This is a genomic window from Kitasatospora sp. NPDC088861 (assembly GCF_044750105.1).
Classification (GTDB): Bacteria; Actinomycetota; Actinomycetes; order Streptomycetales; family Streptomycetaceae; genus Kitasatospora.
Window position 1 is genome coordinate 188262 of sequence record NZ_JBIVJF010000005.1, and the last position, 25460, is coordinate 213721.

The following is a 25460-nucleotide window of genomic DNA, read 5'->3' on the forward strand; positions in this document are numbered from 1 at the left end:
TTGAACCCCGGGTGCCACGCCGTCCGTGAGCCAGAGGGACGGCTGTCGCAGTGAGGAGCCCGTCACAGTGAGGAGCCCTGAGTGAGCGTTGTGCTGGTCACCCGGACGCCCCGGCGCCCGGGGCCCGAGATGCCGGACGGCGAGATCCAGTTGCAGGAGCCGCCGGGTCTGCCGGAGAAGCAGAGCGGCATGGCGAGCGTGATCAGCATGGCCCCGATGGCGCTCGGCTCGCTGTCGATGGTCTTCATGTTCCTGCACCCGGGCGGCGGCGAGGGCGGCGGTGGCGCGCTCAGCTACCTCGCGATGGGGATGATGGCGCTGTCCGCCGTCGGCATGCTGGTCACCCAGCTGATCCGCGGCTCCAGCGACCGCAAGCAGCAGTTGCGCGGCGAGCGCCGCGACTACCTGCGCTACCTCTCCCAGGTGCGCCGCCAGGTGCGGCGTTCGGTCGACGCCCAACGGCAGGCGCTCGCCTGGCGGCACCCGGCCCCGGACGAGCTGTGGTCACTGGTGGGCACCACCCGGCTGTGGGAGCGGCGGGCCGCCCACCCGGACTTCAGCGACGTCCGGATCGCGGTCGGCGCCCAGCGCCTGGCCACCCCGCTCGCCCCGCTGGCCACCAAGCCGGTCGAGGACCTGGAGCCGCTGTGCGCGCACGCGCTGCGCCGCTTCATCCACGCCTACGGCACCGTCGCCGACCAGCCGATGGCGATCCACCTGCGCGGCTTCGCCCAACTGCTGCTGCGGGCCGAGGACCCGGAGGCCGCCCGCGCCCTGGTGCGCGCCGTGCTCGCCCAGCTCGCCGTCGTGCACGGCCCGGACGAACTGCGCATCGCCGTCGTCACCGACGCCGAGCGGCGCACCTCCTGGGACTGGGCCAAGTGGCTGCCGCACGCCCTGCACCCGACCGACACCGACGGCGCCGGCCCGGTCCGGCTGGTCGCCGGCAGCCTCGGCGAGGTCGAGCAGCTGCTGGGCGAGGAGTTCACCAGCCGCCCGGGCTTCGAACCGGACGCCGTGCCCAACCGGGACGAGCCCTTCACCGTCCTGGTGCTCGACGGCCCCGGCGCCCACACCGGCAGCCGCGCCGCGCTCACCGGCTACCGCAACGCCGTCCTGATCGACCTGTCCGACAGCCTGGAGTGGCGCGCCGCCCGCACCACCCTGCGGCTGCGGATCGACGACGGACGGCTCGCCATGATCGGCGCCGACCGCAACCGCAAGGACGTCGTCACCGACCTCGGCCGCCCCGACGCGCTCGCCGTGCCCGCCGCGACCCGCCTCGCCGCGCTGCTCGCCCGCTACCGCATCGCCGACGGCGTGGACGTCGCCGAGCCGCTCGCCACGGACTTCGACCTGACCGCCCTGCTCGGCATCCCCGACCTGAACACCCTGGACGTCGAGGCGCTCTGGGGCCAGCGCGGCATCGCGCAGCGGCTGCGCGTCCCGCTCGGGCTCGGCCCGGACGGCCGCCCGGTCGACCTCGACCTGAAGGAGTCCGCGCAGGGCGGCATGGGCCCGCACGGCATGCTGATCGGCGCCACCGGCTCCGGCAAGTCCGAACTGCTGCGCACCCTGGTGATGGCGCTCGCCGTCACCCACTCCTCCGAGGTGCTCAACTTCGTCCTGGTCGACTTCAAGGGCGGCGCGACCTTCCTCGGCCTGGACGGCCTGCCGCACACCTCCGCCGTGATCACCAACCTGGCCGACGAGGCCGCGCTGGTCGACCGCATGCGCGACGCCCTGCACGGCGAACTCATCCGCCGCCAGGAGCTGCTGCGCGAGGCCGGCTACGCCTCGCTGCTGGACTACGAGACGGCGCGCGCCGGCGGCGCCGCGCTGCGCCCGATGCCCACGCTCTTCGTCGTCGTCGACGAGTTCAGCGAACTGCTTTCCGCGCACCGGGACTTCATGGAACTCTTCGTGATGATCGGCCGGCTCGGCCGCTCGCTCGGCGTCCACCTGCTGCTCGCCTCCCAGCGCCTCGACGAGGGTCGGATGAGCGCGCTGGAGTCCCACCTGTCCTACCGGATCGGCCTGCGCACCTTCTCCGCGATGGAGAGCCGCGGCGTCCTCGGCGTCCCCGACGCCTACCAGCTGCCCTCCCAGCCCGGCAACGGCTTCCTGCGCAGCGACATCTCCACCCTCACCCGGTTCAAGGCCGCCTACGTCTCCGGGCCGTACCGGCCCAAGCGCCGGGCCTCCCAGCAGGCCGCCCTCGCCGGGCAGGTCGTCGCCTACGGCACCGACTACGTGCTGCCGCGTCACCTCCCGGCGACCGCGGCCGAGCCCGAGGAGGAGCAGGCGTCCGACGGTTCGCTGCTGGAGGTCGCCGCCGGCCGGCTGCGCGACGCCGGACCGCCCGCCCACCGGGTCTGGCTGCCGCCCCTGGACGTCCCGCCCACCCTCGACGAACTGCTGCCGCCGCTCGTCCCGCACCCCGAACGCGGCCTCACCACCGAGGACGAGCGCTCCCACGGCTCGCTCGGCCTGCCGGTCGGCATCGTCGACCGCCCTTTCCAGCAACTGCGCGACCTGCTCACCGCCGACCTGGCCGGCGCCGGCGGGCACGTCGGCATCGCCGGCGCCCCGCAGAGCGGCAAGAGCACCATGCTGCGCACCCTGATCACCGGCCTCGCCCTCACCCACACCCCGCGCGAAGTCCAGTTCTACTGCCTGGACTTCGGCGGTGGCACGCTCTCCGCCCTGCGCGGACTGCCGCACCTCGGCGGCGTCACCGGCCGGCACGACGGCGAACGGGTGCTGCGCACCGTCGCCGAGGTCAACGGCATCATCACCCGCCGCGAGCAGTACTTCGCCGAACTCGGCATCGACTCCATCGCGTCCTTCCGCCGCCGCAAGGCCGCCGGGGAACTGCCCGACGACCCGCACGGCGACGTCTTCCTCGTCATCGACGGCTGGAACACCCTGCGCCAGGAGTTCGGCGACCTCGTCCAGCCGCTCACCCTGATCTCCCAGCGCGGCCTCAACTACGGCGTCCACCTGGTCATCGCCACCACCCGCTGGGGCGAGATCAGCGGCGGCCTGCGCGACCAGTTGCAGACCCGCTTCGAACTGCGGCTCGGCGACTCCGTCGACTCCGTCATCAACATGCGCGCGGCCGCCAAGGTCCCCAAGCTGCCCGGCCGCGGCCTCACCGACGAGCAGCTGCACTTCCTCACCGCCCTGCCCCGGATCGACGGCTCCGGCGACACCGACGACCTCGGCGACGGAGTGGCCGACCTGGTCGACGCCGTCGCCGCCCACTGGACCGGCCCACGGGCCCCCGAGGTCAGGATGCTCCCGCTCACCCTCGACGCCGCCGGGCTCCCCGCCCCCGAGGGCCGGCTGCGCGTCCCGATCGGTCTGGAGGACACCGAGGTCTCGCCGCTGTGGCACGACTTCGAGGAGAACCCGCACCTGCTGGTCGTCGGCGACAGCGAATCCGGCAAGACCAACCTGCTGCGGCTCATGATCAACGCCATCACCTCCGCCTACACCCCCGCCGAGGCGCGGATCATGCTGGTCGACTACCGGCGCGGCCTGTTCGACGCGGTGCCCCAGGAGTACCAGCTCGGCTACGCGGTGGCCGTCGACAAGCTCCGCCAGATCGTCGACGGCGCCTCGCGCGCCATGAAGAACCGCATCCCGCCCGCGGACATCACCCCCGCCCGGCTCAGGCTGCGCGACTGGTGGACCGGGCCCGAACTGTTCATCCTCGTCGACGACTACGACCTCGTCGGCTCCACCAGCGGCGCCCACCCCTTCGCGGCCCTGCTCGAAGACCTCTCCCAGGGCGCCGAGATCGGCCTCCACCTGGTCGTCGCGCGCGGCGCCAACGGCGTCGGGCGAGCCCTCGGCGACCCGCTGATGCGCAAGCTCCAGGAGGTCAACTCGCCCTCCCTGCTGCTCTCCTGCCCGCCCTCGGAGGGGTACCTGTTCGGCAACGTCAAGCCCCGGCAGTTCCCCGCCGGGCGCGGCCTCTACATCACCCGGCGACGCACCGTCCAGGTGCAGACCGGGCACGTGGCGGACGAACCGGAGGCCGGCCGGTGACCGCCTCCACGCTGCGGGCGCTCGGCCCGCACTACGTCATCGCGCCGCCCGGCGCGGAGGCCGCCGGACTGGCCGAAGCCCTCGCGCCCGTCGGGGCCGAACCCGGCGCGCTGCTGCTGCTGGCCGCCGCCGCGGACGCCGCGCCCGTCCTGCTCGCCTCGCTCGACGACCTCGTACGGGCGGCGGGTGAGCGCGGCGCCGACGTGCTGGTGCTCGCCGCCTCGGGACTCGCCGCGATCGGGCCGGACGGACGGCGGCCCGCCGAACTGCTCGCCGCCCGCTCCGGGCTGACGATCGTGGCGCCCGACGCGATGGTCAGCATCGAGCCGGACGGAACGCTGTCGGCCCCGGACGGCTCCTGGTGGCGCTGCCCGCCGGGCGGCGCCCAGCTCCGGGCCGAACCGCTCGGCGCGCGGTGGCCCGCCGCGGCCGCCATCACCCCGCTGACGCGCGATGCGTACTGGGTCACCGAAATCGCGGGCCGGGCGCGGCCCGCCGCGCTGGACCACGCGGCCGCGACCGACGGCGGACTGCTGCTCGTCCTCGGCGAACCGGCCGGGCGGCTGCCCACCGGGGCCCAACTCGCCAACGCCGCCGCGCTGCTGCTCGGGACGGTCGCGGAGGACGCGCGCCTCACCCTGAGCGCGCCGTGGGCCGCGCCGGTCGAGCTCATCGAACTCGCGGCGGTCGCGGCGGCCTCGCTGGGGCGCGAGGTCCGGGCGGCCGTCGGCCTGCCGGTACGGGGCGCGGCCGGGCTGCGCCACGTCCACCTCGCCGCGGACGGCACCGAAGGGTGGGAGCCCTACCTCACCGAACTGGTCGCCTGCCCGACCGACCGCACCGTCACGGCCGTCGGCTGGCGCAGCCGGCCCGACCTGCCCGCCGCCCCCGGGCCCGCGCGCTACCCGGCCTTCCCCGGCTGGGAACTGGAAGCCGTCGCGGCCGGACTCTGGCTCCGCCCGGCCGCCACCGCGGACCGCGGCCCCCGCCTTCGGAGGCCCGACCCGGCCGGCCCCGCGCTGGTCGTCGGGTCCCCGGGACGCCCCGTCCCCGAGACACTCTGGGACCACCTCGGGGCCGTGCTCGGCTCGCTCCCGCCGGCGCCCGCGCGCCTCGCCCTCGCCGTCGAGGGGACGCTGGACGTCGAGTCCGGGGCGGTCGGGCGTTTCTGCGCCCGGCTGTACGGGCTCGACTGGGTCGGACCCGCCGCTGCTTCGGCTGCCGTGGCGGCGCCCGGCCCGGAGGCGGCGCCCGCGCTTGCGGCGGGGCCCGTAGCTGTACCTGAGCCCGCGTCGGTGGAGCTCGGAGCGTCGGCGGAGGCGGACCCGGCGCCGCTACCGGTGTCGACCGAGCCCGGGGCGCCGGAGCCGGTGGCCGCGACCGGTCCGGTGTTCGAGATCGAGACGGAGGCTGGGACCGGGACGGAGACCGAGACCAGGACGGAGTCCGAAGCCGGGATTGGGACGGAGAGCGGGATCGAGACGGATCCGGTGGCCGTACCGGTCCCTATGGCCACGATGGGGGTCTTCGGAGGAGAGCCCGGGGAACGCCCCGCTTCCCCTCCCACCCCCGAGCCCGCCCCCGGGCCGACTGCGGCCGCGGTGGGCGACACCGGCACGACGGTGGCCCCGGACGCCGGCCCCGGTCCGGCCGTGGAGCCGGGGGCGAGCGTCGCACCCGGGGGAGGAGACCGGACGCCGCCCGACGGGGAGGCCGGCCCCGGGCCCGCGCCGGCAGCCGCTTCGGAGGAGAGCATCCCCGCAGCGGAGGAGGTGCCGACCCCTGCCCCGGCACTCGACCCTGAGCCCGTGCCCGTGCCCTCCGTGGCCGTGTCCACGGAGGCCGCCGAGACCGCCGAGTCCACGGAGCCGCCGGGAACCATGGCGGGCCAGGCCGGGGCACACTCGACGCCCGAGCCCGCGGCCGGCTCCACGCCAGTGCAGGCCCCGGGGCCGGCCCCCGAGCAGGTCCCCGAGCAAGCTCAGGCGCAGTCGACCGCCCCCTTGTCGGACCTGGTCGAGCTCTCCACCCCCGCCGAGGACCGCGCGGCCCTGGTCGCCCTCCTCGGGCCCGCCTACCAGCGCTTCGTCCGGCGGGCCGAGGACGTCGCGACCCGCCTGCCCGGCCTGCGGGCCCGGGCCGACGAGGGCGATCCGCGGCCCGAACTGGTCGCCGTGCTGCTCCACCACACCGACTCGACCGTCCTCGCCGAGCGCGCCGAGCTCCGCGCCGCGGCGCGGTCGGGCGCCCCGGGCCCGTTCGGCCCCTACCTGCGCTGCCTCGCGGCCGGGCTCCGGCGGCTGCCCAGCCACTACGGAGGCGTGCTGGTGGCGGGCCCGGTCGAGTCGGCCGACCTGGCCGCCTACACCCCGGGAACCGTGGTCACCGAGCGGGCCCCGGTCAGCGGCCTGGCGGCGCCGGGCGCGGACTTCGGCGAGGACGTCGGGGTGGAGTTCGCCATCTGGTCCGTCGGTGGCCGCCGCAGCTCGGTCTTCGGCGAGCCGGGCGATCAGCCGACCGTGATCTTCGCCCCGGGGACGGAGTTCGAGGTGGTGGACGTCGACCTGCCGGACGAGACGACCGGGCGTCCGGCCCGCGTGCTGCTCCACGAGATCGGCGGCGTCCGCCCGCGCCCCGACCGCCTGCGCAGTTGGCTGGCCCGGCGCGACGCCGTCGCTCCCGCCGACCGGATCCGCCCCGCCGACCCGGCCCGTTACCTCCTGGACCTCGGCGGTGCGGCCGGACGGTGACGTCCTGTGGGGGCCGGGCGGCCGTCGTGGCGCGGATCACCTGGTCCGAGGCGCGGCACCGGCGCCTCTCCCGCTCTCCCCGGCCGGTGGTGGGCCCTGGCCCCGACCCGGCCGGTCGGGCCGTCGGCCGACGGACCGGCACCGCGATGAACCCGGGGCGGCCTTCCGTCCGTCGGACGAAGCGTAGGGGCGAACCGGCGGGAGGAGTGCGGGATGAGCGGGACGAGCGGGACGATGCGGGACGACTTCCGGTTGGCGTCGGTGTTCGACGCCGTGGACCCGGTGACGGGGCCGGGCTTCGGGCCGGACCGGCCGAGGATCGAGGAGCGCGCGGAGCGCGAGGCACTCGTCGGCTACCTGCGCGCGGGCGCGCCCGTGCTGCTGACGCCGATGCTGATGGACGACGTGGTGGACCGGCAGCGGCGCTCCATCGTCCCGATGGGCTTCCGTACCGACGGGTCCTGGATCTGGACCGACACCGTGACGTACTACCTGGAGGAGTACGGGCTGGCGCCCGACCCGGAGCTGCTCGCTCACGTCCGCGCGCAGGGCGACGGTCCGTGGGCGGCGCCGGACGCGGCGGTGCTGGAGCGGGCGGTGTCCTTCGTCCTGACCCCGCCGGACTCCGACGAGGAGCCGGTCTGGACGGTCGGCTCGTAGCGGCTGAACCGGTTCGGCCACTCCGTCCGTACCTCCCCACAGGAGTGTCGTCGAGTGCAGGGGATGCATGGTGGCCGAGGAGAAGCGCGGCGAGGCGGGGCGGACGGGCGCCGGGTTCCAGCTCCCGGAGGTGAACTGGGCCCTGGCGGCGGAGGTCGAGCCGCCGGAGGGTGCGTCGGCGGCGGCCGCCTCGGAGGGAACCGCCTCGGCGAAGGGTGAAGCGGCGGAGGCGGGTTCCGGCGCCGCGACCGCGGTGCTGCCCGCGCAGCCGGAGCGCGAGCAGCCGGCTGCACCTCCCGCCGTCCCGCCCGTGCCCGCACCGGCCACGGCCACGACGACCGCAGCACCCGCCACCGCAGCACCCACCGCAGCCGGGACGCCCGAGGCGGTGGCCGCCGCGAGCGTCGCCGAGCCCTCCACCGACACCGGCACCGACCAGGGCCCCCGGCCGGGCCGGGTCTCCCGCCCGATGATCGCGGCGGCCGTCGCCGTCGGCCTGGTGCTGGTGGGCACTTCCGTGGTGGTGACCCAGCTCGGCGGCAACGAGCACAAGGGCGGCCCGGCCCAGGCGGACGCCCCGCCCGGCTACGGGCAGAGTGGTGGGGACGGCGGCAACGGCTTCGTCCCGAACTTCGACGAGCACGGTGGTACCAGCGGCTCCGGCGGCACCCCTGCCCCCGGTCAGCCCGACGCGGTGGTCCCGGCCGCGGACGCCGGCACGGGCACGCCCGCCCCGGGCGACCAGCCGGCCTCGGCCCCGAACGGCACCGGAAGCAGCGGAGGCGCGGGAGGCACTGCCGCTCGATCCGGCGGAGCCGCTAACTCCGGTGGTGGAAACGCGAGTTCGACCACCGCTCCAGGTCGCGCCCAGGGCGGTTCCGGCTCGGGTTCCGGCTCGGGTTCCGGTTCCGGTGGCGCCGCCGCTGCCGCCGCAGGTGGCGCGGCGGGGAGCGCGGCCGGTGGCGCCGCCAACCCCGCCCCGCAGAACCCCGCGCCGCAGCAGCCGGCCCCGCAGAACCCCGCGCCGCCGCCGGCTTCCCAGCAGCCCGCGCCGCCGCCCCCGCAGAAGGCCGCGCCCACCGTCGTGGTCACCGGCCCGTACTGCGGCAACAAGAGCGGCGTGTACAGCCAGAAGGGCTGGTTCGACCAGGGCGACTCCGGCTGGCGGAGCAACTCCGGCGGCTACAGCGGCGACGGCTGCAACGGGACGTACACCTCGGTGCCGATGTCCGGGGACGGCTCGGACGACAAGAACTCGGTGGTGTGGACCTTCACCGTGGACAAGGTCACCAGCTGCACCCTGGACGTCTACATCCCGGCCAGCGGGGACGTGAAGAAGGTCGGCGGGAACCCGACCTACTACACCGTGCAGAGCGGCAGCGGGTCGAGCGACTTCAAGATCAACCAGACCTCCAACCAGGGCCGTTGGGTCGGCGAGGGCACCTTCCAGTACCGCGGCTCGCTGTCCGTCACCCTGCACACCCGCGGCCAGGACTGGGTCGGCGGTAACAAGACCTACGCCCACCACGCCGCCAGCGCCATGCGCGTCACCTGCACACCCTGACCTGACCCTCATCCTCCGAGCAGGTCACGAACGAACGCCCCACGACGAAGGGAACCCCCAGGCATGTCGCGCCCGGTGCTGACGGTCTGCGCGGAGCAGCGGGAACGCGGCTCCTACCGTACGATCGGCGAGGCCCTCCAGGCAGCCCGCAGCGGCGCGGTGATCTCCGTACGCCCCGGCCGGTACGAGGAGAACCTGGTGCTCACCAAGGTGGTGACCATCACCGCCGAGGACGTCCGGGGCAGTGTGCGGATCAGTCCGCGCCGTGGCTCGGTGGTCCAGGTCCTGGCCGAGGCCGTCCAGCTGACCGGCCTGGTGATCCAGGGGCAGGACGACGACCTGCCCGCCGTCGACGTCCCGCGCGGCCAGCTCGCGCTACAGGACTGCGAGGTGATCGGCAACGCCTGGACGGCCGTCCTCACCCGCCAGCAGGGCGAACTGGCCATGCGCGGCTGCCGGGTGGTCAACACCGCCGGCGCCGGGCTGGTCGAGACCTCCACCGGCGCCAGCGTCATCGAGGACAGCGTCATCGAACACCTCGGCACCTCCGCCCTGGTGATCGGCGAACGGGCCAACCCCACCGTGCGGCGCTGCGTCCTGCGCGACGCGCGCGGCAACGGCATCTGCGCCAACGGGGAGGCGCGCGGAGTCATCGAGGACTGCGAGATCTCCGCCACCGACAAACCCGCCGTGGCCCTGGAGGAGCAGAGCACCACCCGCCTGCTGCGGACCGAGGTCCGCGACAGCGCGGTCGGCGTCTTCCTCGGCTCCACCGCGCGGGTGGTGCTGGAGGACTGCACCGTCACCGCCGTGCGCGGCCACGGCTACGTCCTCACCAACGGCACGGACCCCCTGCTGCGCCGCTGCCGCGCCGTCCGCAGCCAGGGCCACGGCCTGCACATCGCCGGCCGTGCCCGCGGCACCTTCGAGGACTGCGAGGTCACCGCCGCCGCGCAGGCCGGCATCCACGTCGACGAATCGGCCAGCCCCAGCCTGGTGCGGGCCGTGGTGCGCGACAGCGAGACCGACGGCGTCGACCTCACCGGGGAGAGCGCCGCGGAGTTCGACCGCCTGGAGGTGCGCGACGCGGCCGGCGCCGGCATCGTCATCCGTGACGGCGCCAACCCGCTGCTGCGCCGCATCACCGTCACCGACGCCGGTGGCCACGGCGTCGAGGTGGTGCGGGACGGGCGCGGCCGGATCGAGGACGCCACCGTGCTCGACGCGGGCAAGAACGGCATCCGGATCGCCGACGGCGCCAACACCTACCTCGGCGGCAGCCTCGTGCGCGGCAGCAAGGCCTGCGGCATCTCGATCGGCGCCGAGGGCATCGCCACCCTGCGCGACGTCGAGTCCGCCGACAACGCGTTCGACGGCGCGAGCGTCGAACACGGCGGCGAACTCACCGCGACCAGGACCAGGCTGCGGGCCAACCGCCGCCACGGGCTCCACCTGCTGCCCGGCGCCCGCGCCACCCTCACCGGCTGCCAGCTGACCGACAACACCGTGGACGGCCTGCGCTCGGAGTCCGCCGAACCCGTCCGGCTCACCGACTGCGTCACCGCCGAGAACCAGGGCGCCGGGCTGCGGCAGAGCGAGCCCACCGACCGGCTCGCCGTCGAGAACCTCGACAGCCGGGACAACCGCTCGCCCGACGCGCACGGCACGGTCACCGCCGCGGCGACCGCCGCCGGGGACGAGGGCGAGTCCGCCGACGGCACTCCGCAGGAGGCCCCCGCCGCTCCCGGGCCGCAGGGCCCGCAGGCCGTCCTGCAGACCCTGGTCGGGCTGGAGGGCGTCAAGGAGCAGGTCGCCACCCTGGTCAACCTCAACAAGCTGGCCCGGCGCCGCGAGCAGGCCGGGCTGCCCTCCCTCCCGATGAGCCGCCACCTGGTGTTCGCCGGCCCGCCCGGCACCGGCAAGACCACCGTCGCCCGGCTCTACGGCGCCATCCTCGCCGAACTCGGCGTGCTGCGCAGCGGCCACCTGGTCGAGGTCGCCCGCGCCGACCTCGTCGCCTCGATCATCGGCGGCACCGCGCTCAAGACCACCGAGGTCGTCATGGAGGCGCTCGGCGGCGTGCTCTTCATCGACGAGGCGTACACCCTGTCGGCCGGCTCCGGCGGGACCGGACCGGACTTCGGCCGCGAGGCCATCGACACCATCGTCAAGCTGATGGAGGACCACCGCGAGGACCTGGTGGTGATCGTCGCCGGGTACGAGAACGAGATCCGTGACTTCCTGGCCTCCAACCCGGGCCTCGCGTCGCGGTTCAGCCGCACCGTCGAGTTCCAGAACTACAGCGTCGACGAACTCACCACCATCGTCGAACACGCCGCCGGGGGCCACGGCTACGAGCTCGCCGACGGCACCCGCGAGGCCCTCGCCGTCCACTTCGACCGGATGCCCAAGGGCGCCGACTTCGGCAACGGCCGCGCCGCCCGCAAGGTCTTCGAGGAGATGGTCGACCGCCAGGCCTCCCGGCTCGCCGAACTGGAGGACTTCGACAACGCCGACCTCAGCCGGCTGCTCCCCGCCGACGTCGGCGAGCAGGCCGCCGCCGCCGTCGCCCGCGCCGCCGCCGGAGCCGACCAGCCCGAGGAGCCCGGCCTGCTCGACCGGCTGCGCGGCATGGTCGGCCTCGCCGCGGCCAAGGAACAGGTCGAGGACCTGGTCAACCTGACCCGGCAGACCCGCCGCCGCGTCGAGGCCGGACTGCCCGCTGCCACCATCAGCCACCATCTGGTCTTCTCCGGCCCGCCTGGCACCGGCAAGACCACCATCGCCCGGCTCTACGGCGAACTCCTCGCAGAACTCGACGTCCTGCCGGCCGGTCAGCTCATCGAGACCGCCCGCGCCGACCTCGTCGGCCGCTACATCGGCCACACCGCGCAGCTCACCCGCGACGCCTTCGAACGCGCCCGCGGCGGCGTGCTCTTCATCGACGAGGCCTACACCCTGACGCCCCGCAACGGCACCGGCGGCGACTTTGGCCAGGAGGCCGTCGACACCCTGATGAAGCTGATGGAGGACCACCGCGACGAGGTCGTGGTGATCGTGGCCGGCTACCAGGAGGAGATGCGCGGCTTCCTCTCCTCCAACCCCGGTCTGGCCTCCCGCTTCTCCCGCGAGATCACCTTCGACCACTACGCGGACGACGAACTCGTCACCATCGTCCGCCTCCAGGCGGAGACCGCCGGGTACAACTGCACCCCGGAGACGCTGGCGGCGCTCGGCGAACTCTTCGCCGCCGTCCCGCGTGACCGGTCCTTCGGGAACGGGCGCTTCGCCCGTCAGGTGCTGGAGTCGATGATCACCCGGCAGGCCGGCCGGCTCTCCCGGCTGGAGGTGGCGGACCTGGACGAACTCAGCCTGCTGCTGCCCCAGGACATCCCGGCCGGGCGGATCGGCAGCCTCGCGTGAGGACGGCGGCCGCCCTCCTCGCCGTCGGACTGCTGCTGCCGACGGCGGGCACGGCCCTGGCCGACACCCCCGCCGGCGACGACAGCCTCCCGGGCGTCACCCAGCTGCGGCGCGACGCGTCCGGGAAGCCGGCCGGCTGCCTGCCCCCGTCCACCAAGCGCACGTCGCTCACGCCCTGGCCCCAGACCTTCCTGCGCCCCGACCGGGTCTGGCCGCTCAGCCAGGGTGACGGCGTCACCGTCGCCGTCCTCGGCTCCGGCGTGACCGACGGCACCGGCCTGCTCGCCGGTCGCCTCGACTACGCCCCCAAACTCACCGGAGGCGGTGACCCAGCCCGTGACTGCGTCGGCCACGGCACCTTCCTGGCCGGCCTGATCGCCGCCGACCGCCGCGACGGGACGGGCTTCGCCGGACTCGCCCCACGGGCCCGGATCCTCGCCGTATCCGTCACCGACGACGGCGGTGCCACGACGGCGGACCTGCTCGCCCAGGGGATCACGGCGGCGAGCGAACGGGGAGTGCGGATCATCGCGGTCGGGGCGGCGTTGCCGGCCGGCAACGACGCGCTCGCCGGGGCGGTGCGGGCGGCCCGGAGCAAGGGGGCGGTCATCGTCGCGCCTGCGGCCCCTGACGTCCAGCCCGGCTCGGGGAAACCCGGACCGGCCTATCCGGCCGCCTACGGCGAGGTCCTCGCCGTCCGCGACCTCGCCCCCGGCGGCGCCCTCCCCTCGGGCGCCGGAGCCGTCCCGATCGGCGGCCGGGTCGACCTCGCCGCCCCGGGCGACGCCGTCACCGGCACCGGCCCGTCCGCCGGCGGCAACTACACCGGCGCCGGGCCGAGCTTCGCCGCCGCCTTCGTCGCCGCCACCGCCGCCCTCACCCTCGGCAGCCACCCGGACCTCACCGCCGACCAGTTGATCCGGCGCCTGGAGACCACCGCCTACCACACCGTCACCACCCCCGACCCGCAGGTCGGCTACGGCACCATCGACCCCGTCGCCGCCGTCACCCAGCTCTCCGTCCCCGACCAGGCGCCCCCCGCCGCGACACCGGCCGCCCTCGCCATGCCCCCCGCTCCACCCGCCTCCACCGCCCCCACCCAGGCCGTGGTGATCTCCCTGGCCGCACTGGCCGTCATCGCCCTCGTTGCCGCCGCCGGCGCCGTCACGCCGCGTGCCCGTGCTCGCGGCTGGCGCCCGGGGAGGGCGGAGGACGGCCAGGCGTGAGAGGTCGGCCCGGCCGTCCTCCCGCTGCACCGTCGCGCCGCTCCTCGGGCGTGGGCACCGCGCCCTCGACCGCCGGGCTCCCGGTGGCCCCGGCGCTCGTAGCCGCTCTCCGGGCGGGGGCGCCCCCTGGTTCGTCCCGTGACGCACGTACCCCGAGGCCGCCCATCCGTCCTCCGGGCGGGGGTGCGGCCTCAGACGGTGTGGCGGATGGCCAGGGCGTCGCCGACGAGGGCGGCGAGTTCGAGGTAGGCGAGGTGGGTGTGGGGGCGGAGCCGGCCGGGGGTGCCCGGGGTGTGCGCGGGGAGGAGGACGACGTCGCGGCAGAGGGTGCGGAAGTGGGCGAGGAGCTGGCGGTCGGCGACGGGGCGCTCGGTGGGCGGGCTGGGGACGAAGACGACGGTGCCGCCGCGGACGAGGTCGCCGTGGCCGCGGAAGGTCAGGTGGTCGATCAGCGCTGAGGCGTTGCGGGCGCCGTCGGCGGAGGCGTGTTCGCAGATGACCAGTTGGTCGGCGAGTTCGACGGCCGTGAGCTGGACGTCGTCCGCAGCGGCCGTGGTGTCGCTGAGGATCATCGGGTAGCGGCCGCTGAGGTCGGTCAGGGCGTCCCGGAACGCGGGGCCCGGGGTGTCCGGGCAGACGGCGAGGATGTCGAGCCGGCCGGCCGCGCTCCGGTCGAGGATCCGCCGGTCGGCGTGCGAGACGCGGGAGGCGTCGGCGAGGTCGAGGACGATTACCGGGTCGGGCCGGTGCTGCGCCAGGAGGGCGCCGAGCGTGACCGGGACGCCCTCGGCGGGCCTGCCCAGGAGGGCGATGCGGTGGCAGCTGCGCAGCGGGGTCCGGATCCGCTCCACGAGGCGGCGGCGCCGGGCCTCCGTGCCGCCGCCGAAGGGCAGTCGCAGGGCGCGCGGGTGGGCCGCCCGGTCCTGGCGCGCGGCGGGGGCCGTGGCCGGGGACGGCGTGGGTACCGCGAGCAGGGCGGTGGGGGTGGGGTCGCCGGGCGGTGCGGGCGGTTGCGCCTGCGGCGCCGGTGTGCGGGTGAACAGCCGCCGTTCGGCGGGCGGGATCAGGACGGTGCCGAGTGGGTCGAGGGGCTGCCGGGGGAGCAGCGGGACGGGCTCGGGCCAGGCGGCGGGTGTGTAGTCGGGCCGTTCCGGGGTGGCGGCGGCTCCGTCGGGGCTGCCGTCGGAGAAAGCCATCGGGTGATCTCCTGGTTCACGGTGCGCCGGGCCGGACCGTCGGTGCGTTCAGTCGGGACTACGGGCGAAGGGCCCGTTCCGGTTCAACGCGCGTCACCCTGCGGATCGGTGAACCGCCCCCGGTGGAAGGTCCGTTGAGCGGGACAGGGCGCACCTCGCGTTCCTCGTCACGCTCGGAGGAGCTCATGCGCGCCACCAGGAACCGCGCCGTCACGACGGCCGGTCCGCCGTCGTCGGCCGGTCCTCCGGCCGGTGCGACCGGTGCCACCGGCGGCGGCCCGGCCTCGACGGCGGTCTGGGGCGGGGCCGGTGTCGTGGTGCGGGGTGGGCGCCCGCCCGGTGGCCGCGGTGTTGCCGAAACGCGGAGGCCCAGCCGGGCGCCTCGTCGCCGGCCGAACCGGTGTGCGGGCGGCAGCTGAGCGGCAGCTGCCCGGCCGTACCGGAAAACCCTCTGCTGGACCGGCTGTCAGTAGATACCGTCTTCGGATGGCACTCGATGCGGAACGAGTGCCATGCAGGAGCAGCCGGCGTGACTCCCGTGGGACGGGATGGGGGAGGGACAACGATGGATCCGGACGGGCCGGACGTGCGCGAGGTGGTCGCGGCGCTGGTACGGCAGGAGGAACCGAGCAGGCCCGGGCCGCCCGCGCTGGTGGTGCCCGAGGGCACGGCGGAGGAGGTGACCGCCGCCGCCCGGCGGCTCGCCCTGCGGGCGCTGCCGACCGAGCGGCGGAGGCCGGAGCCCGCACCGGGGCTGCGGGAGCTGGCGGCGGCGCTGGTGGTCGACGAGCACCCCTCGGCACCGGCCTGGTCGGCGGTGGAGCGGGAGCAGCTGGCGACCTGGGTCGCGGTGCTGATCGAGCACCGGGGGGAGGACGGGGTCCAGGAACTGGTGCGCGTGCTCAACGAGGCCTGAGGGGCGGCCTGGTGGCCGTGGGGCGACCGGGAGATGGCTGCGAGATGGCTGGCTGGTGTCCGTGCGGAGTCCTGGCCTGCGGCCCGGCCGTGCGGGGCCGGGGCGTTGGCGGATCGTTGGTGCGGCCTTGGCGGCTGCGGGCAGTCTGCTGCTTGTAGCCGCCGGGGAAGTCCGGTCGGTGTGTCGCCCTGCCCTTGCCCGATCTGAGAGGCCGCGCGTGTCGAAGCAGCCCGTCGCCCAGCCCACGTCCGTCGCCCAGCCGCCCGTCGGCCCGCCGGCCGGCACGGACCCGTCGGCCACCACGGGATCCGCCCCCGCGCCCGGCACGCCGAAGGCGGCCCGCCCGACCCTCGACCCGGACACGCTCGCCGAGATCCACCGGCTGCACGGCGGTTACCTGCTGCGCGCGCTGCTGCGCGCCACCGGCGGCGACCGGGGCAAGGCCGAGGACATCCTCCAGGAGACCCTGCTGCGCGCCTGGCAGCACCCCGAGGCGCTGGCGGCCGGGGCCGAGCAGAGCCGCCCCTGGCTGTTCACGGTGGCCCGGCGGATCGCGATCGACCACTACCGGATGGCCGCCGCCCGCGCCAAGGAGGTGATCGGCGAGCCGCTGGAGGACCGTCCGCTCGCCGAGGACCCGTACGAGCAGGTGGTCGTCGCCCGGGACATCGCGCTGGCCCTGCGCCGGGTGCAGAAGCACCACCGCGAGGTGCTGGTCGAACTGCACCTGCGGGACCGCTCGGTGGTGGAGGCGGCGGCCCGGCTCGGGGTGCCGCCGGGGACGGTCAAGTCCCGCAACTTCTACGCGATCCGGGCGCTGCGCCCGGTCCTCGCGGCGGAGCACGGCTACGGCCCGGCCGACGGCCGGGGCCAGGCGGCCGCGCTCGACCGCCCGGGTGCCGCCGTCTCCCGCTGACCGTTGACCGTTGACCGCTGACCGCTGACCGCTGACCGGCTCCCCGTGGCGGCCACCCGGCGACCGGGTGGCCGCCACGGGGAGCCGGTCAGTGCCGGTGTGGCGCGCGCGAGTTCAGCGACTCCTCCAGGCTGGTGGTGAACTCGCTCTGCACCCCGGCCAGTCGATCGTGGCTGCGGAAGCGGTCGAGCGCCGAACGCAGCCGGTCCAGGGCCTCCAGTTCACGGCCCCGGCTCAGCAGGTAGGCGGCGTGCGACTGTTCGGCGATGGCCTGGAGGTAGAGCAGGCCCGCTTCCTCGCAGCCGGCCAGCAGCCGGTGCCAGGCCAGGTCGACGGTCTCGCTGCGCCCGTGCGGGGGCAGGGTGTGCGCCTCGGTCAGCATCGACCACAGGTGGATCGAGGTGACCGGGCGGGCGGGCAGCAGCTCCCTGGCCTCCCGGGCCTGCCGCAGCGCGCCCTGCCGGTCCCCGGCCAGCAGGCTCACCCAGCTGTGGTGGACCAGGGCGACGGCCAGCGGCCGGGGGTCGCCGGACTCCACGGCCAGCGCGGCCGAGCCGGACGCCAGCCGGGCGGCCTCGGTCGCGCTGCCCAGGATCGCGGTGATCAGCGACTGGGTGGCGAGCGCGCGGGCGTACGCGGCGCGGCCCGCGGGCCCGGTCGCGGCCTCGCCGGCGGCCACCGCCCGGCGCGCGGCCTCGGCCGCCTCCTGGCGGCGTTCCAGCCCGAGCAGCGCGTTCGCCCGGGCGCCGTGCAACTGGGCGGCGGCCAGCTCGTCGCCGCACCGCTCGGCCTCCCGGACGCCCGCGCGCAGGCAGCCCAGCCAGTCGGTGAACCGGCTGGAGCCGTAGTACAGCGGGCCGGCGGCCTGGGCCAGCCGCCAGACCCGGTCCGGGTCGTCGGCGGTGCCGGTGATCAGCGCGCGGATCGCGGGCTCCTCGGCCTGGAACCAGTCCAGTGCGGCGCGGATGCCGTCGGCCGGCGGCAGGGCCCGCGGGGGGTGGACGAGCGTGTCGAAACCGTCCTGGCCCGGCTCGATGAACTCGCCGCCCTGCCGCAGCGCCGCCTGGTAGTAGTCCAGCAGCCGCTCCCGGGCGAGGCGTCGGCGCGGCTCGGGCTGCTCGGCGAGCAGCCCGGCGCTGAACAGCCGGACCAGCTCGGCGCGGCCGTAGCGCCCGGGCGCCGCACCGGTGAGCAGGTGGTGGGCGGCGAGTTCGCCGAGCGACCGGCGGGCGGTGGCCGGGTCGGCGCCGAGCACGGCCGCACTGGTCAGGGTGTCCACCTCCCGGCCCGGGTGGGCGGCCAGGAGGGTGAGCAGTTCGGCGGCGCCAGGGGAGAGGCGGCGGTACGTCAGGAGGAGCTCGGTGGTGACGCCGGTCGCGCCGTCGGCGTCCAGGACGGGCAGTCTGGTCTGCTCGTCGGCGAGTTCGGCGACCAGTTCGGCGATCGTCCAGTCCGGGCGGGTGGCCAGCCGGGCCGCGGCGATCCGCAGCGCCAGCGGCAGGTGGTCGCAGAGCCCGGCCAGTTCGGTGGCAGCGGCCGGTTCGGCCCGCAGCCGGTCGGGGCCGAGCGCGCGCTCCAGCAGCCGCAGGGAGTCGTCCTGGGGCAGCGGGGGCAGGCGCAGCAGGGCCGCACCGTCGGCGGCCACCAGCCCCTCCAGCGAGCCGCGGCTGGTCACCACGGCGGCGCAGCCGGGCCCCTGCGGCAGCAGGTCGGCGACCTGGTCGGCATCGGCGGCGTCGTCCAGGACCACCAGCAGGCGCCGCCCCCTGGTCCGGTCGCGGTAGAGCGCGGCCCGGTCGTCCCGGTCCTCGGGGACGGCGCCCTCGGAGACCCCGAGGGCCCGCAGGAAGCCGCCGAGGGCGGCTTCCGGGTCGGCCGGGCCGGCCGGGTCGAGGCCCCGCAGGTCGGCGAACAGCTGCCCGTCCGGGAAGTGCGGGGCGCGGCGGTGCGCCCAGGCGGTGACCAGCGCGCTCTTGCCGGCCCCGGCCGGTCCGACCACCACGGCCAGGCCGTCACCGGCGCGGTCCGGGCCGCACTCGCCGTCCAGCCAGCAGCCCTCGCTGTCCCGGCCGACGAAGTCGACCGGGCGGCGCGGGAGTTGACGGGGAACCCGCGGCGCGGCCGGAGGGGCCGCCGAGCGGGCCGGGGCCGGCTGCTCGGCCCGGCCCCCGGACAGCACCTCGGCGAGCGCCGCCTGGAGCGCCGGGCCGGGCCGGATCCCCAGCTCGCGGTCCAGCCGCACCCGGGCCTGGTGGTAGGCGGACAGCGCGTCCGCCGGCCGTCCGGCCTGGTGCAGACAGCGCATCAGCAGCGCCACCAGTTCCTCGCGCAGCCCGTCGGTCCGCACGTGCTGCTCCAGGGCCGGCACCGCCGCCACCCCGCTGCCCTGGCGCAGCCGCAGCCCGGCCCAGCTGAGCACGGCGGCGGTGCGGGCCTGCTCCAGCTGGTCGACCACGGCCGCGCGCACGGCGGTGTCGGGCAGGTCGGCCAGGGCCTCGCCGCGCCACAGCCGCAACGCCTGCTCCAGCAGCGCGATCGCCTGCGCGTCCGCCGTGCCGCAGCCGAGTCCGGCCTGTTCGGCGGCCCGGTCGGTCAGCGCCTCGAAGCGCAGCGCGTCCACCTCCTCGGCCGGACCGGCCAGCAGGTAGCCGGACGAACGGGTGTGCAGCACGAACGGGGTGTCGGCGATCGCCTTGCGCAGCGCCGCCACGTGCCCCTGTAGGGCGGCCCGGGCGCTGGCCGGCGGCCGCTCGCCCCACAGCAGCTCGCAGAAGCCGTCCACCCCGACCACCCGGCCCAGCCGCAACGCGAGCAGCGCCAGGATCGCCCTGCGCTGCGCCCCCGGCAGCGAGGCGAAGCCGTCCGCCCCGGCCCGCAGCTCCACCGGGCCGAGGAGCCGAATCCGCACCAGTACCCCCACTTCACCCACGACGGGCAGGGCGTCCCCCCGCCCCATTGACGTCCGGGGTGTGCCCCGGGGTGGAGCAGTGTAGTGCCCTGAAGTGTCCTGTTCGCGCCAGATCGCCCACTCCCCGGGCGCCACCGGGTGGCGGCGCCCGGCGGAACGGACGTCGATGCCGGGCCCTGCGGATCTTGCCGGGTCCGGGTCCGACCCGACAAGATCCACCAGATCCGAGCAGACCCCATCCGGCCGCGTGCACGTGACCGGACCAGGCCTATCCTCTGACGACGCCGGGAAGACGCCGGAGGTTGTCGTCGGCGGCGGATCCGATCGGCGACAGGGGAGGAGAGGGCCGCATGCACATCGACCTGCTCGGGCCGGTCGCCGTACGACGGGACGACGGGACGACGGTCACACCCTCGGCCCCCAAACGCCGGGCGCTGCTGAGCACCCTCGCCATCCGGCTCAACCAGACCGTCGGCACCGACGAGCTGATCGAGCTGGTCTGGGACGGCGACGCGCCCCCCACCGCCCGCGCCGCGCTCCAGGGGCACGTCGCGGCCCTGCGCCAACTGCTCGACTGCCCCGGGCTCACCCTGGGCACCCGCGGCGCCGGCTACCTGCTGGCCGGCGACCCCGACCGGGTGGACCTGCTGCACTTCCGCGGGCTCTGCGACCGGGCGGGCGTGCTGCGGCCCGCCCCGGCCGCGCCCGCCGGGAGCACCGAGCCCGAGCCGCACGATCCGGCCGTGCCCCTGCTGCGCGCCGCCCTGGACCTGTTCCGCGGCCCGGCCCTCGTCGACTGCGGGTCCGTCCTGCTGCGCGAGCGCACCCTGCCGCACGTCACCGACCTGCGGCTGCGCGCCCTGGACCGGCTCGCCGAGGGCCTGCTCGGGGCCGGCCGCGGCGGCGAGCTGGCCGGCGAGCTGGCCGAGGCGGCGGTCGCCCACCCGACCCGGCAGACGCTGGTCGCGCGGCTGGTCCGCTGCCTCGACCAGGCCGGCCGCCGGGACGAGGCGGCGGCCTGGTACGACCGGGCGGTGGCCCGGCTCTCCGGCCCGCCCGGTCCGGAGCTGCGCCACGCCGGTGAACGGTCGGCGGACGGCCCCGAGCGGGACGCGCCGCCCAGACCCGCCCGGCTTCCGAGGCGTGGTGCGCCGGACCGCAGGTTCACCGGCCGGTCGGCCGAATTCGCCCGGCTCGACGAGGCCCTGGCCGCCGCCGTCCGGTCCGGCCACCCGATCCTGGTCACCGGACCGGCCGGGGTCGGCAAGACCAGCCTGGTCCAGCACTGGGTGCAGCGGTCCACCGGGCACTTCCCCGACGGAGTCCTGCACGCCGAGCTGGGCGGCTTCGACCCGGCCGGGCCCCGCGAACCCGCCGACGTGCTGGCCGGGTTCCTGCTCGCCCTCGGCGAGCCGGCGGGCGCCCTGCCCGCCTCGCCCGAGGAGCGGGAGCAGCGCTACCGGGAACTGCTGGCCGGCCGCCGGCTGCTGATCGTGCTGGACGACGCGCGCTCGTACGAGCAGCTCGCCCCGCTGCTGCCCGACCCGCCCCCGCCGGGGGACGGCCCGGACGGGAACGGAGCCGGGGACGGGGACGCCGGCACCCGCGGCACCCCCGTCGTCGTCGTCACCAGCCGCAGCCGGCTGCGCGACCTGCTGGTCCGCGACGGCGGCATCCCGCTCCCGCTGGGCGTGCTCGGCGCCGAGGACGCGGCCGAACTGCTCGCCCGGACCCTCGGCCCGGCCCGGGTCGCCGCCGAACCGCAGGCGGCCGCCGACCTCGCCGCGGCCTGCGACCACCTGCCGCTCGCCCTGCGGCTGGCCGCCGCCCGGCTGGCCGCCCGCCCCGGCTGGACCCTGGGCGACCTGGCCGCGGAACTCGCCGACGAGCAGACCGGCCTCGCCACCCTGGCCGGCACCGACCGCGGCCCGATCGGTGTCACCACCGCCCTGGACCACACCTACCGGACTCTGCCGCCCGCCCCCGCCCGGCTGTTCACCCTGCTCGGCCTGCACCCCGGCGCGGTGATCGACACCGCCACCGCCGCCGCGCTCGCCGACCTGCCGCCCGCCGCCACCCGCACCCTGCTGACCCGCCTCGACGCCGTCCACCTGCTGGAGGAGACCACGCCCGGCCGCTACGCCCGGCGCGAGCTGGTCCGGCGCTACGCGGCCGGGCAGGCCGCCGAACTCACCTGCGACGACCGGTTCGTCGCCCTCGACCGGCTGATCGCCCACTACCTCGCGGTCACCGCGGCCTGGACCACCGGCGGCTGCACCACCGCCGCCTGGACGCCCGAGGGCGGCGGCGCGGCCCCGGCGGAGGCGGCCGCCTGGTTCCGCCGGGAGGAGAGCGCCCTGCGCGCGGTGGTGGTCTGCGCCGAGCAGTTCGGCCGGACCGCCGAATCCTGGCAACTCGCCCACCGGATAGGCCTGCTGTACGAGACCACCGGCCACGACCGGACGCACTGGCGCGCCGTCACCGAGGCCGGCCTGCGCGCCGCCCACAGCTGCGCGGACCAGGCGGCCGTCGCCCGGCTGGCCACCGACCTCGCCGTCCTGCACGTCGACCGCGCCGCCCATCGCACCGCCGTCCAGCAACTGGAACGGGCCGTGGCCGCCGCAGACCGGGCCGGCGACCAACTGCTGCGCCACCAATGCCGTGCCCGGGTGGCCGGTGCGCTGCTGCGGGCCGGCCGCTACGACCAGGCCCTGCCGCTGATGACCGACCTGGTGAGCGCAGCCCGCACCCCGGCCGTCGGCGGCCTGCTCGTCCGCGCGCTCACCGACCTCGCCGACGCGCTGGTCCTGGCCGGCTCCCCCGGCCCGGCCCTGGTCCACGCCGACGAGGCCGTCCGGGTCGCCACCACCCGCTCCGGCGCCGAGGCCGTCCTCGCCACCCAGAGCCGGGCCCGCGCCCTGCACGCGCTCGGCCGCCGCGACGCCGCCCTGTCCACGGCCCGACTCGCCGTCGCCCTGGGCCGCACGGTCGGCGACACCGGACTGGAGTCCCGCACCCACGGCCTGCTGGCTGACCTGCTGTGCGAACTGGGCCGCACCACCGAGAGCGCCGTCGCCAGACGGCAGGCGGCCCGGGCCCTGGCGGCGGGGGAGCGCTGACGGTGCGCCGCCCCGCCGCCGCCGCCGCAGCAGCAGCAGCCCTGCCCGTCCCGCTCGTCCCGTCCGATCGGCACAACCACAGGCGGAACTATGGGCAGAACCAGCACGCACGGCCGTCCCACCAGCAGGTGGGACGCCGCGGCCCGCACCGGGGTGCCCGGCGCCTGAGCTGGGCGCTCGATGCTGGGAAAGGGCTGGGTGCGAGGCATACTTCTGCCCGGGCATACTTCTGCCTGGGACGGTCGATCAGGCACAACGCCTGGCAGAAGTAACGGCGCTAGCAGGGGCGGGACATGACGGCTGTGAGCGGCACGGGAGCGGGCACGGAGTCCGAGGGGGCCGGCGACTTCGGCCGCCTGCTGGCCGGGCACCGGGTGGCGGCGGGCCTGACCCAGGAGGAGCTCGCCGCGGCGGCCGGCGTCAGTCTGCGCGCCGTCGGTGACATGGAGCGAGGCCGCACCCGCGGGCCGCAGCGGCGCACCGTCCGGGCCCTGGCCGAGACGCTGGGCCTGGACGCCCCGCAAACCGCCGCGCTGGACCGCGCCGCTCAGTGCGGCCGCCCCCGGGGGACCAGGCCGGTGCCGGCCGCCGCCCCCACCCGCGGGCCGGCCGCCCCCGCCCCGGCCCCCGCCGGACCGGCCGAGACCGGGGACGCCGTGCCCCCCGTCCCGCTCGTGCCGGGCGCCCTCGCGCTGCCCCGCGACATCGCCGACTTCACCGCCCGCGAGAACGCCCTCGCCCTGCTGGCCGAGCTGGCCGAGGACGACCGACCCGCCCACCCCCGGGTGGTGCTGATCAGCGGTCAGCCCGGCCTGGGCAAGACCGCCTTCGCCCTGCACGCCGCCCACACCCTGGCCCCCTCCTTCCCCGACGGGCAGCTCTCGCTCGACCTCGGCGGCATGGCCGCCACCCCGCTCTCCGCCCGCGACGCGCTCGGCCAGGTGCTGCGCGCCCTGGGCGTCGCCGACAACGCGGTGCCCGCCGGGACGGAGGAGCGGGCCGGCCTCTACCGGGCCCTGGTGCGCGAGCGCCGGCTCGTCCTGGTCCTGGACAACGCCGCCGACGAGAGCCAGGTGCGCCCGCTGCTGCCCGGCTCCGGGCCCGCCGTGACCCTGGTGACCAGCCGCAACACCCTGCCCGGACTGGAGTCGGTGCTCCGCCTGCGGCTGGACGCCCTGGCCCCGGGCGAGGCCGCCGACCTGCTGGCCCGGATCGCCGGCCGCGAGCGGATCGACGCGGCGCCCGACGCCACCGCCGAACTGGCCCGGCTCTGCGGCTACCTGCCGCTCGCGCTGCGCATCGCCGGGCAGCGGCTGGTGGCCCGCCCGCAGCAGCCGGTCAGTCATCTGGTGCGCCAACTGGCCGCCGAGGAGCACCGGTTGGACCTGCTGGAGACCGGAGACCTGGCCGTCCGTCCGGCCTTCGCGCTGTCCTACCGGCGGCTGCCGGCCGAATCCCAGCTGGTGCTGCGCCGCTCGGCACTGACCGCCGGGCACGACTTCACCGCCGCCGTCGCCGCCGCCTACGCGGGCCTGCCGGTCGGCCGGACCGAACTCGTCCTGGAGCAGCTGATCGACGCCGGGCTGGTGCAACTCGCCACCCCGGAGCGCTATCGGCTGCACGACCTGGTCCGGCTCTACGCGGGCGAGCGGCTCGGCGCCGACGAGGGCCCCGAGGCGGTGGCGCGGGCCCGGGCCAGGGCCGGTGACTGGCTGCTGAACCGGGCCGCCGAGTACGGCCTTCGGTTCGACCCGGACCACGCGACGGCGGACCCCGAGACCGATCCCGACGCCGACGCGGACCGGACCGGCCCCCCGGTGCCGCTCACCGAGGCGGCGCGCTGGCTGGAGGAGGAGCACCCGGAGTGGCTGGCCGCCCTCCACCAGGCCTTCGCCGCCGGCCGGCACCGGGAGGTGATCGACACCGCCGAGGCCATGCACTGGTTCTCCGACCGGCTGCTGAGCTGGGACATCTGGGCCGAGGTCTTCCAACTGTCGGTCGACGCGGCCCGCGCCTGCGGCGACCAGCTGGCCGAGGCCGTCCACGTCAACTACCTGGCGTGGACGTACGTCACCTGCCTGCACCGCTACCAGCGCGGCATCGACCTGGCCAACGAGGGGCTGGAACTGGCCCGCCGGATCGGCGCCCGCGAGCAGGAGGGCTGGGCGCTGACCTACCTCGCGGCGGGCCTTCGGCACCTGCACCGGCACCGGGAGGCCATCGACGCCTACCACCGGGCCGCGGACACCTTCGCCGCCGTCAACAGCCGCTCCGGCTGGATCGGCCGGCTGGTCACGCTGCGCGGCGCGGCCAACTGCCTGCGCGACTCGGGCCGGGCCGAGGAGGCGGTGGAGTCCCGCCGGCGCGCGCTGGCCGGCGCGTTGGAGCTGGTGGAGCGCTGGTCCTCGCCGCTGATGCACCTGGCGGCGGCCATGACGGCACACGAACTCGGCCTGGACCGAGCCGCGCTGGGGCGCTGGCCGGCCGCCGAGAAGGCCTACCGGCAGGCCCTGACCCACTACGAGGAGATCGGCCGGCCGGACAGCATGACCAAGACCCTCACCGAGCTCGGCACCGCCCTGATCGAGCAGGGCCGCGCCGAGGAGGCCCGCGAACTCCTCACCGAGGCGCTCACCGACCTCAGCGCGGACGGCCCCCGGCAGGGGCGGCGCCGGACGGGGTGAGGCGGGAAGCCCGGTGGCGGGCGAAACGCGCACGCCCGCACG

At 76.3% G+C, this 25460-nt stretch carries 12 protein-coding genes; 10 read left to right on the plus strand and 2 right to left on the minus strand.

What is annotated here, in order from left to right:
* Positions 1-129 precede the first annotated feature (129 nt).
* The 6 genes from eccCa (at position 130) to ACIP37_RS12130 (ending at position 13679) form a co-directional block, all read left to right on the plus strand.
* Positions 130-4056, plus strand: a complete 3927-nt coding sequence (gene eccCa / locus ACIP37_RS12105) for a type VII secretion protein EccCa (RefSeq protein ID WP_363588564.1) — start codon at positions 130-132, stop codon at positions 4054-4056.
* A complete protein-coding gene (locus ACIP37_RS12110; protein WP_400805981.1) occupies positions 4053-6806 on the plus strand; it encodes a hypothetical protein in 2754 nt (917 codons plus the stop codon). Before eccCa ends, ACIP37_RS12110 begins: the two co-directional genes overlap by 4 nt.
* Before the next feature lie 213 nt (positions 6807-7019).
* On the plus strand, positions 7020-7466 hold the full coding sequence (locus ACIP37_RS12115) for a hypothetical protein (protein WP_363588556.1): 447 nt from the start codon (positions 7020-7022) through the stop codon (positions 7464-7466).
* Between the two features lie 67 nt (positions 7467-7533).
* Positions 7534-9030 (plus strand): hypothetical protein, encoded by a 1497-nt coding sequence (locus tag ACIP37_RS12120; RefSeq protein ID WP_400805977.1) that lies wholly within the window; start codon positions 7534-7536, stop codon positions 9028-9030.
* 63 nt (positions 9031-9093) lie between these two features.
* The gene (locus ACIP37_RS12125) at positions 9094-12453 is read left to right on the plus strand and encodes a right-handed parallel beta-helix repeat-containing protein (protein ID WP_363588552.1); all 3360 of its coding nucleotides are present in this window, start codon (positions 9094-9096) and stop codon (positions 12451-12453) included.
* The gene (locus ACIP37_RS12130; protein ID WP_400805974.1) at positions 12450-13679 is read left to right on the plus strand and encodes a S8 family serine peptidase; all 1230 of its coding nucleotides are present in this window, start codon (positions 12450-12452) and stop codon (positions 13677-13679) included. Before ACIP37_RS12125 ends, ACIP37_RS12130 begins: the two co-directional genes overlap by 4 nt.
* Before the next feature lie 191 nt (positions 13680-13870).
* Here ACIP37_RS12130 and ACIP37_RS12135 read toward each other — a convergent pair whose 3' ends face one another.
* A complete protein-coding gene (locus ACIP37_RS12135; RefSeq protein ID WP_400805971.1) occupies positions 13871-14875 on the minus strand; it encodes a MinD/ParA family protein in 1005 nt (334 codons plus the stop codon).
* Positions 14876-15440: 565 nt separating this feature from the next.
* Between ACIP37_RS12135 and ACIP37_RS12140 the strand changes: the two genes are divergently transcribed.
* The gene (locus ACIP37_RS12140; RefSeq protein ID WP_363588546.1) at positions 15441-15791 is read left to right on the plus strand and encodes a hypothetical protein; all 351 of its coding nucleotides are present in this window, start codon (positions 15441-15443) and stop codon (positions 15789-15791) included.
* A 217-nt stretch (positions 15792-16008) separates the two neighbouring features.
* A complete protein-coding gene (locus ACIP37_RS12145; protein ID WP_350879510.1) occupies positions 16009-16707 on the plus strand; it encodes a sigma-70 family RNA polymerase sigma factor in 699 nt (232 codons plus the stop codon).
* A gap of 88 nt (positions 16708-16795) precedes the next feature.
* Here the strand turns inward: ACIP37_RS12145 and ACIP37_RS12150 are convergent, their stop codons facing one another.
* The gene (locus tag ACIP37_RS12150; protein ID WP_400805967.1) at positions 16796-19615 is read right to left on the minus strand and encodes a BTAD domain-containing putative transcriptional regulator; all 2820 of its coding nucleotides are present in this window, start codon (positions 19613-19615) and stop codon (positions 16796-16798) included.
* A gap of 350 nt (positions 19616-19965) precedes the next feature.
* Between ACIP37_RS12150 and ACIP37_RS12155 the strand changes: the two genes are divergently transcribed.
* Both ACIP37_RS12155 and ACIP37_RS12160 read left to right on the plus strand, forming a co-directional pair.
* A complete protein-coding gene (locus tag ACIP37_RS12155; protein WP_363630459.1) occupies positions 19966-22734 on the plus strand; it encodes a BTAD domain-containing putative transcriptional regulator in 2769 nt (922 codons plus the stop codon).
* Between the two features lie 293 nt (positions 22735-23027).
* Positions 23028-25418, plus strand: a complete 2391-nt coding sequence (locus ACIP37_RS12160) for a tetratricopeptide repeat protein (protein WP_363589473.1) — start codon at positions 23028-23030, stop codon at positions 25416-25418.
* Positions 25419-25460 lie beyond the last annotated feature (42 nt).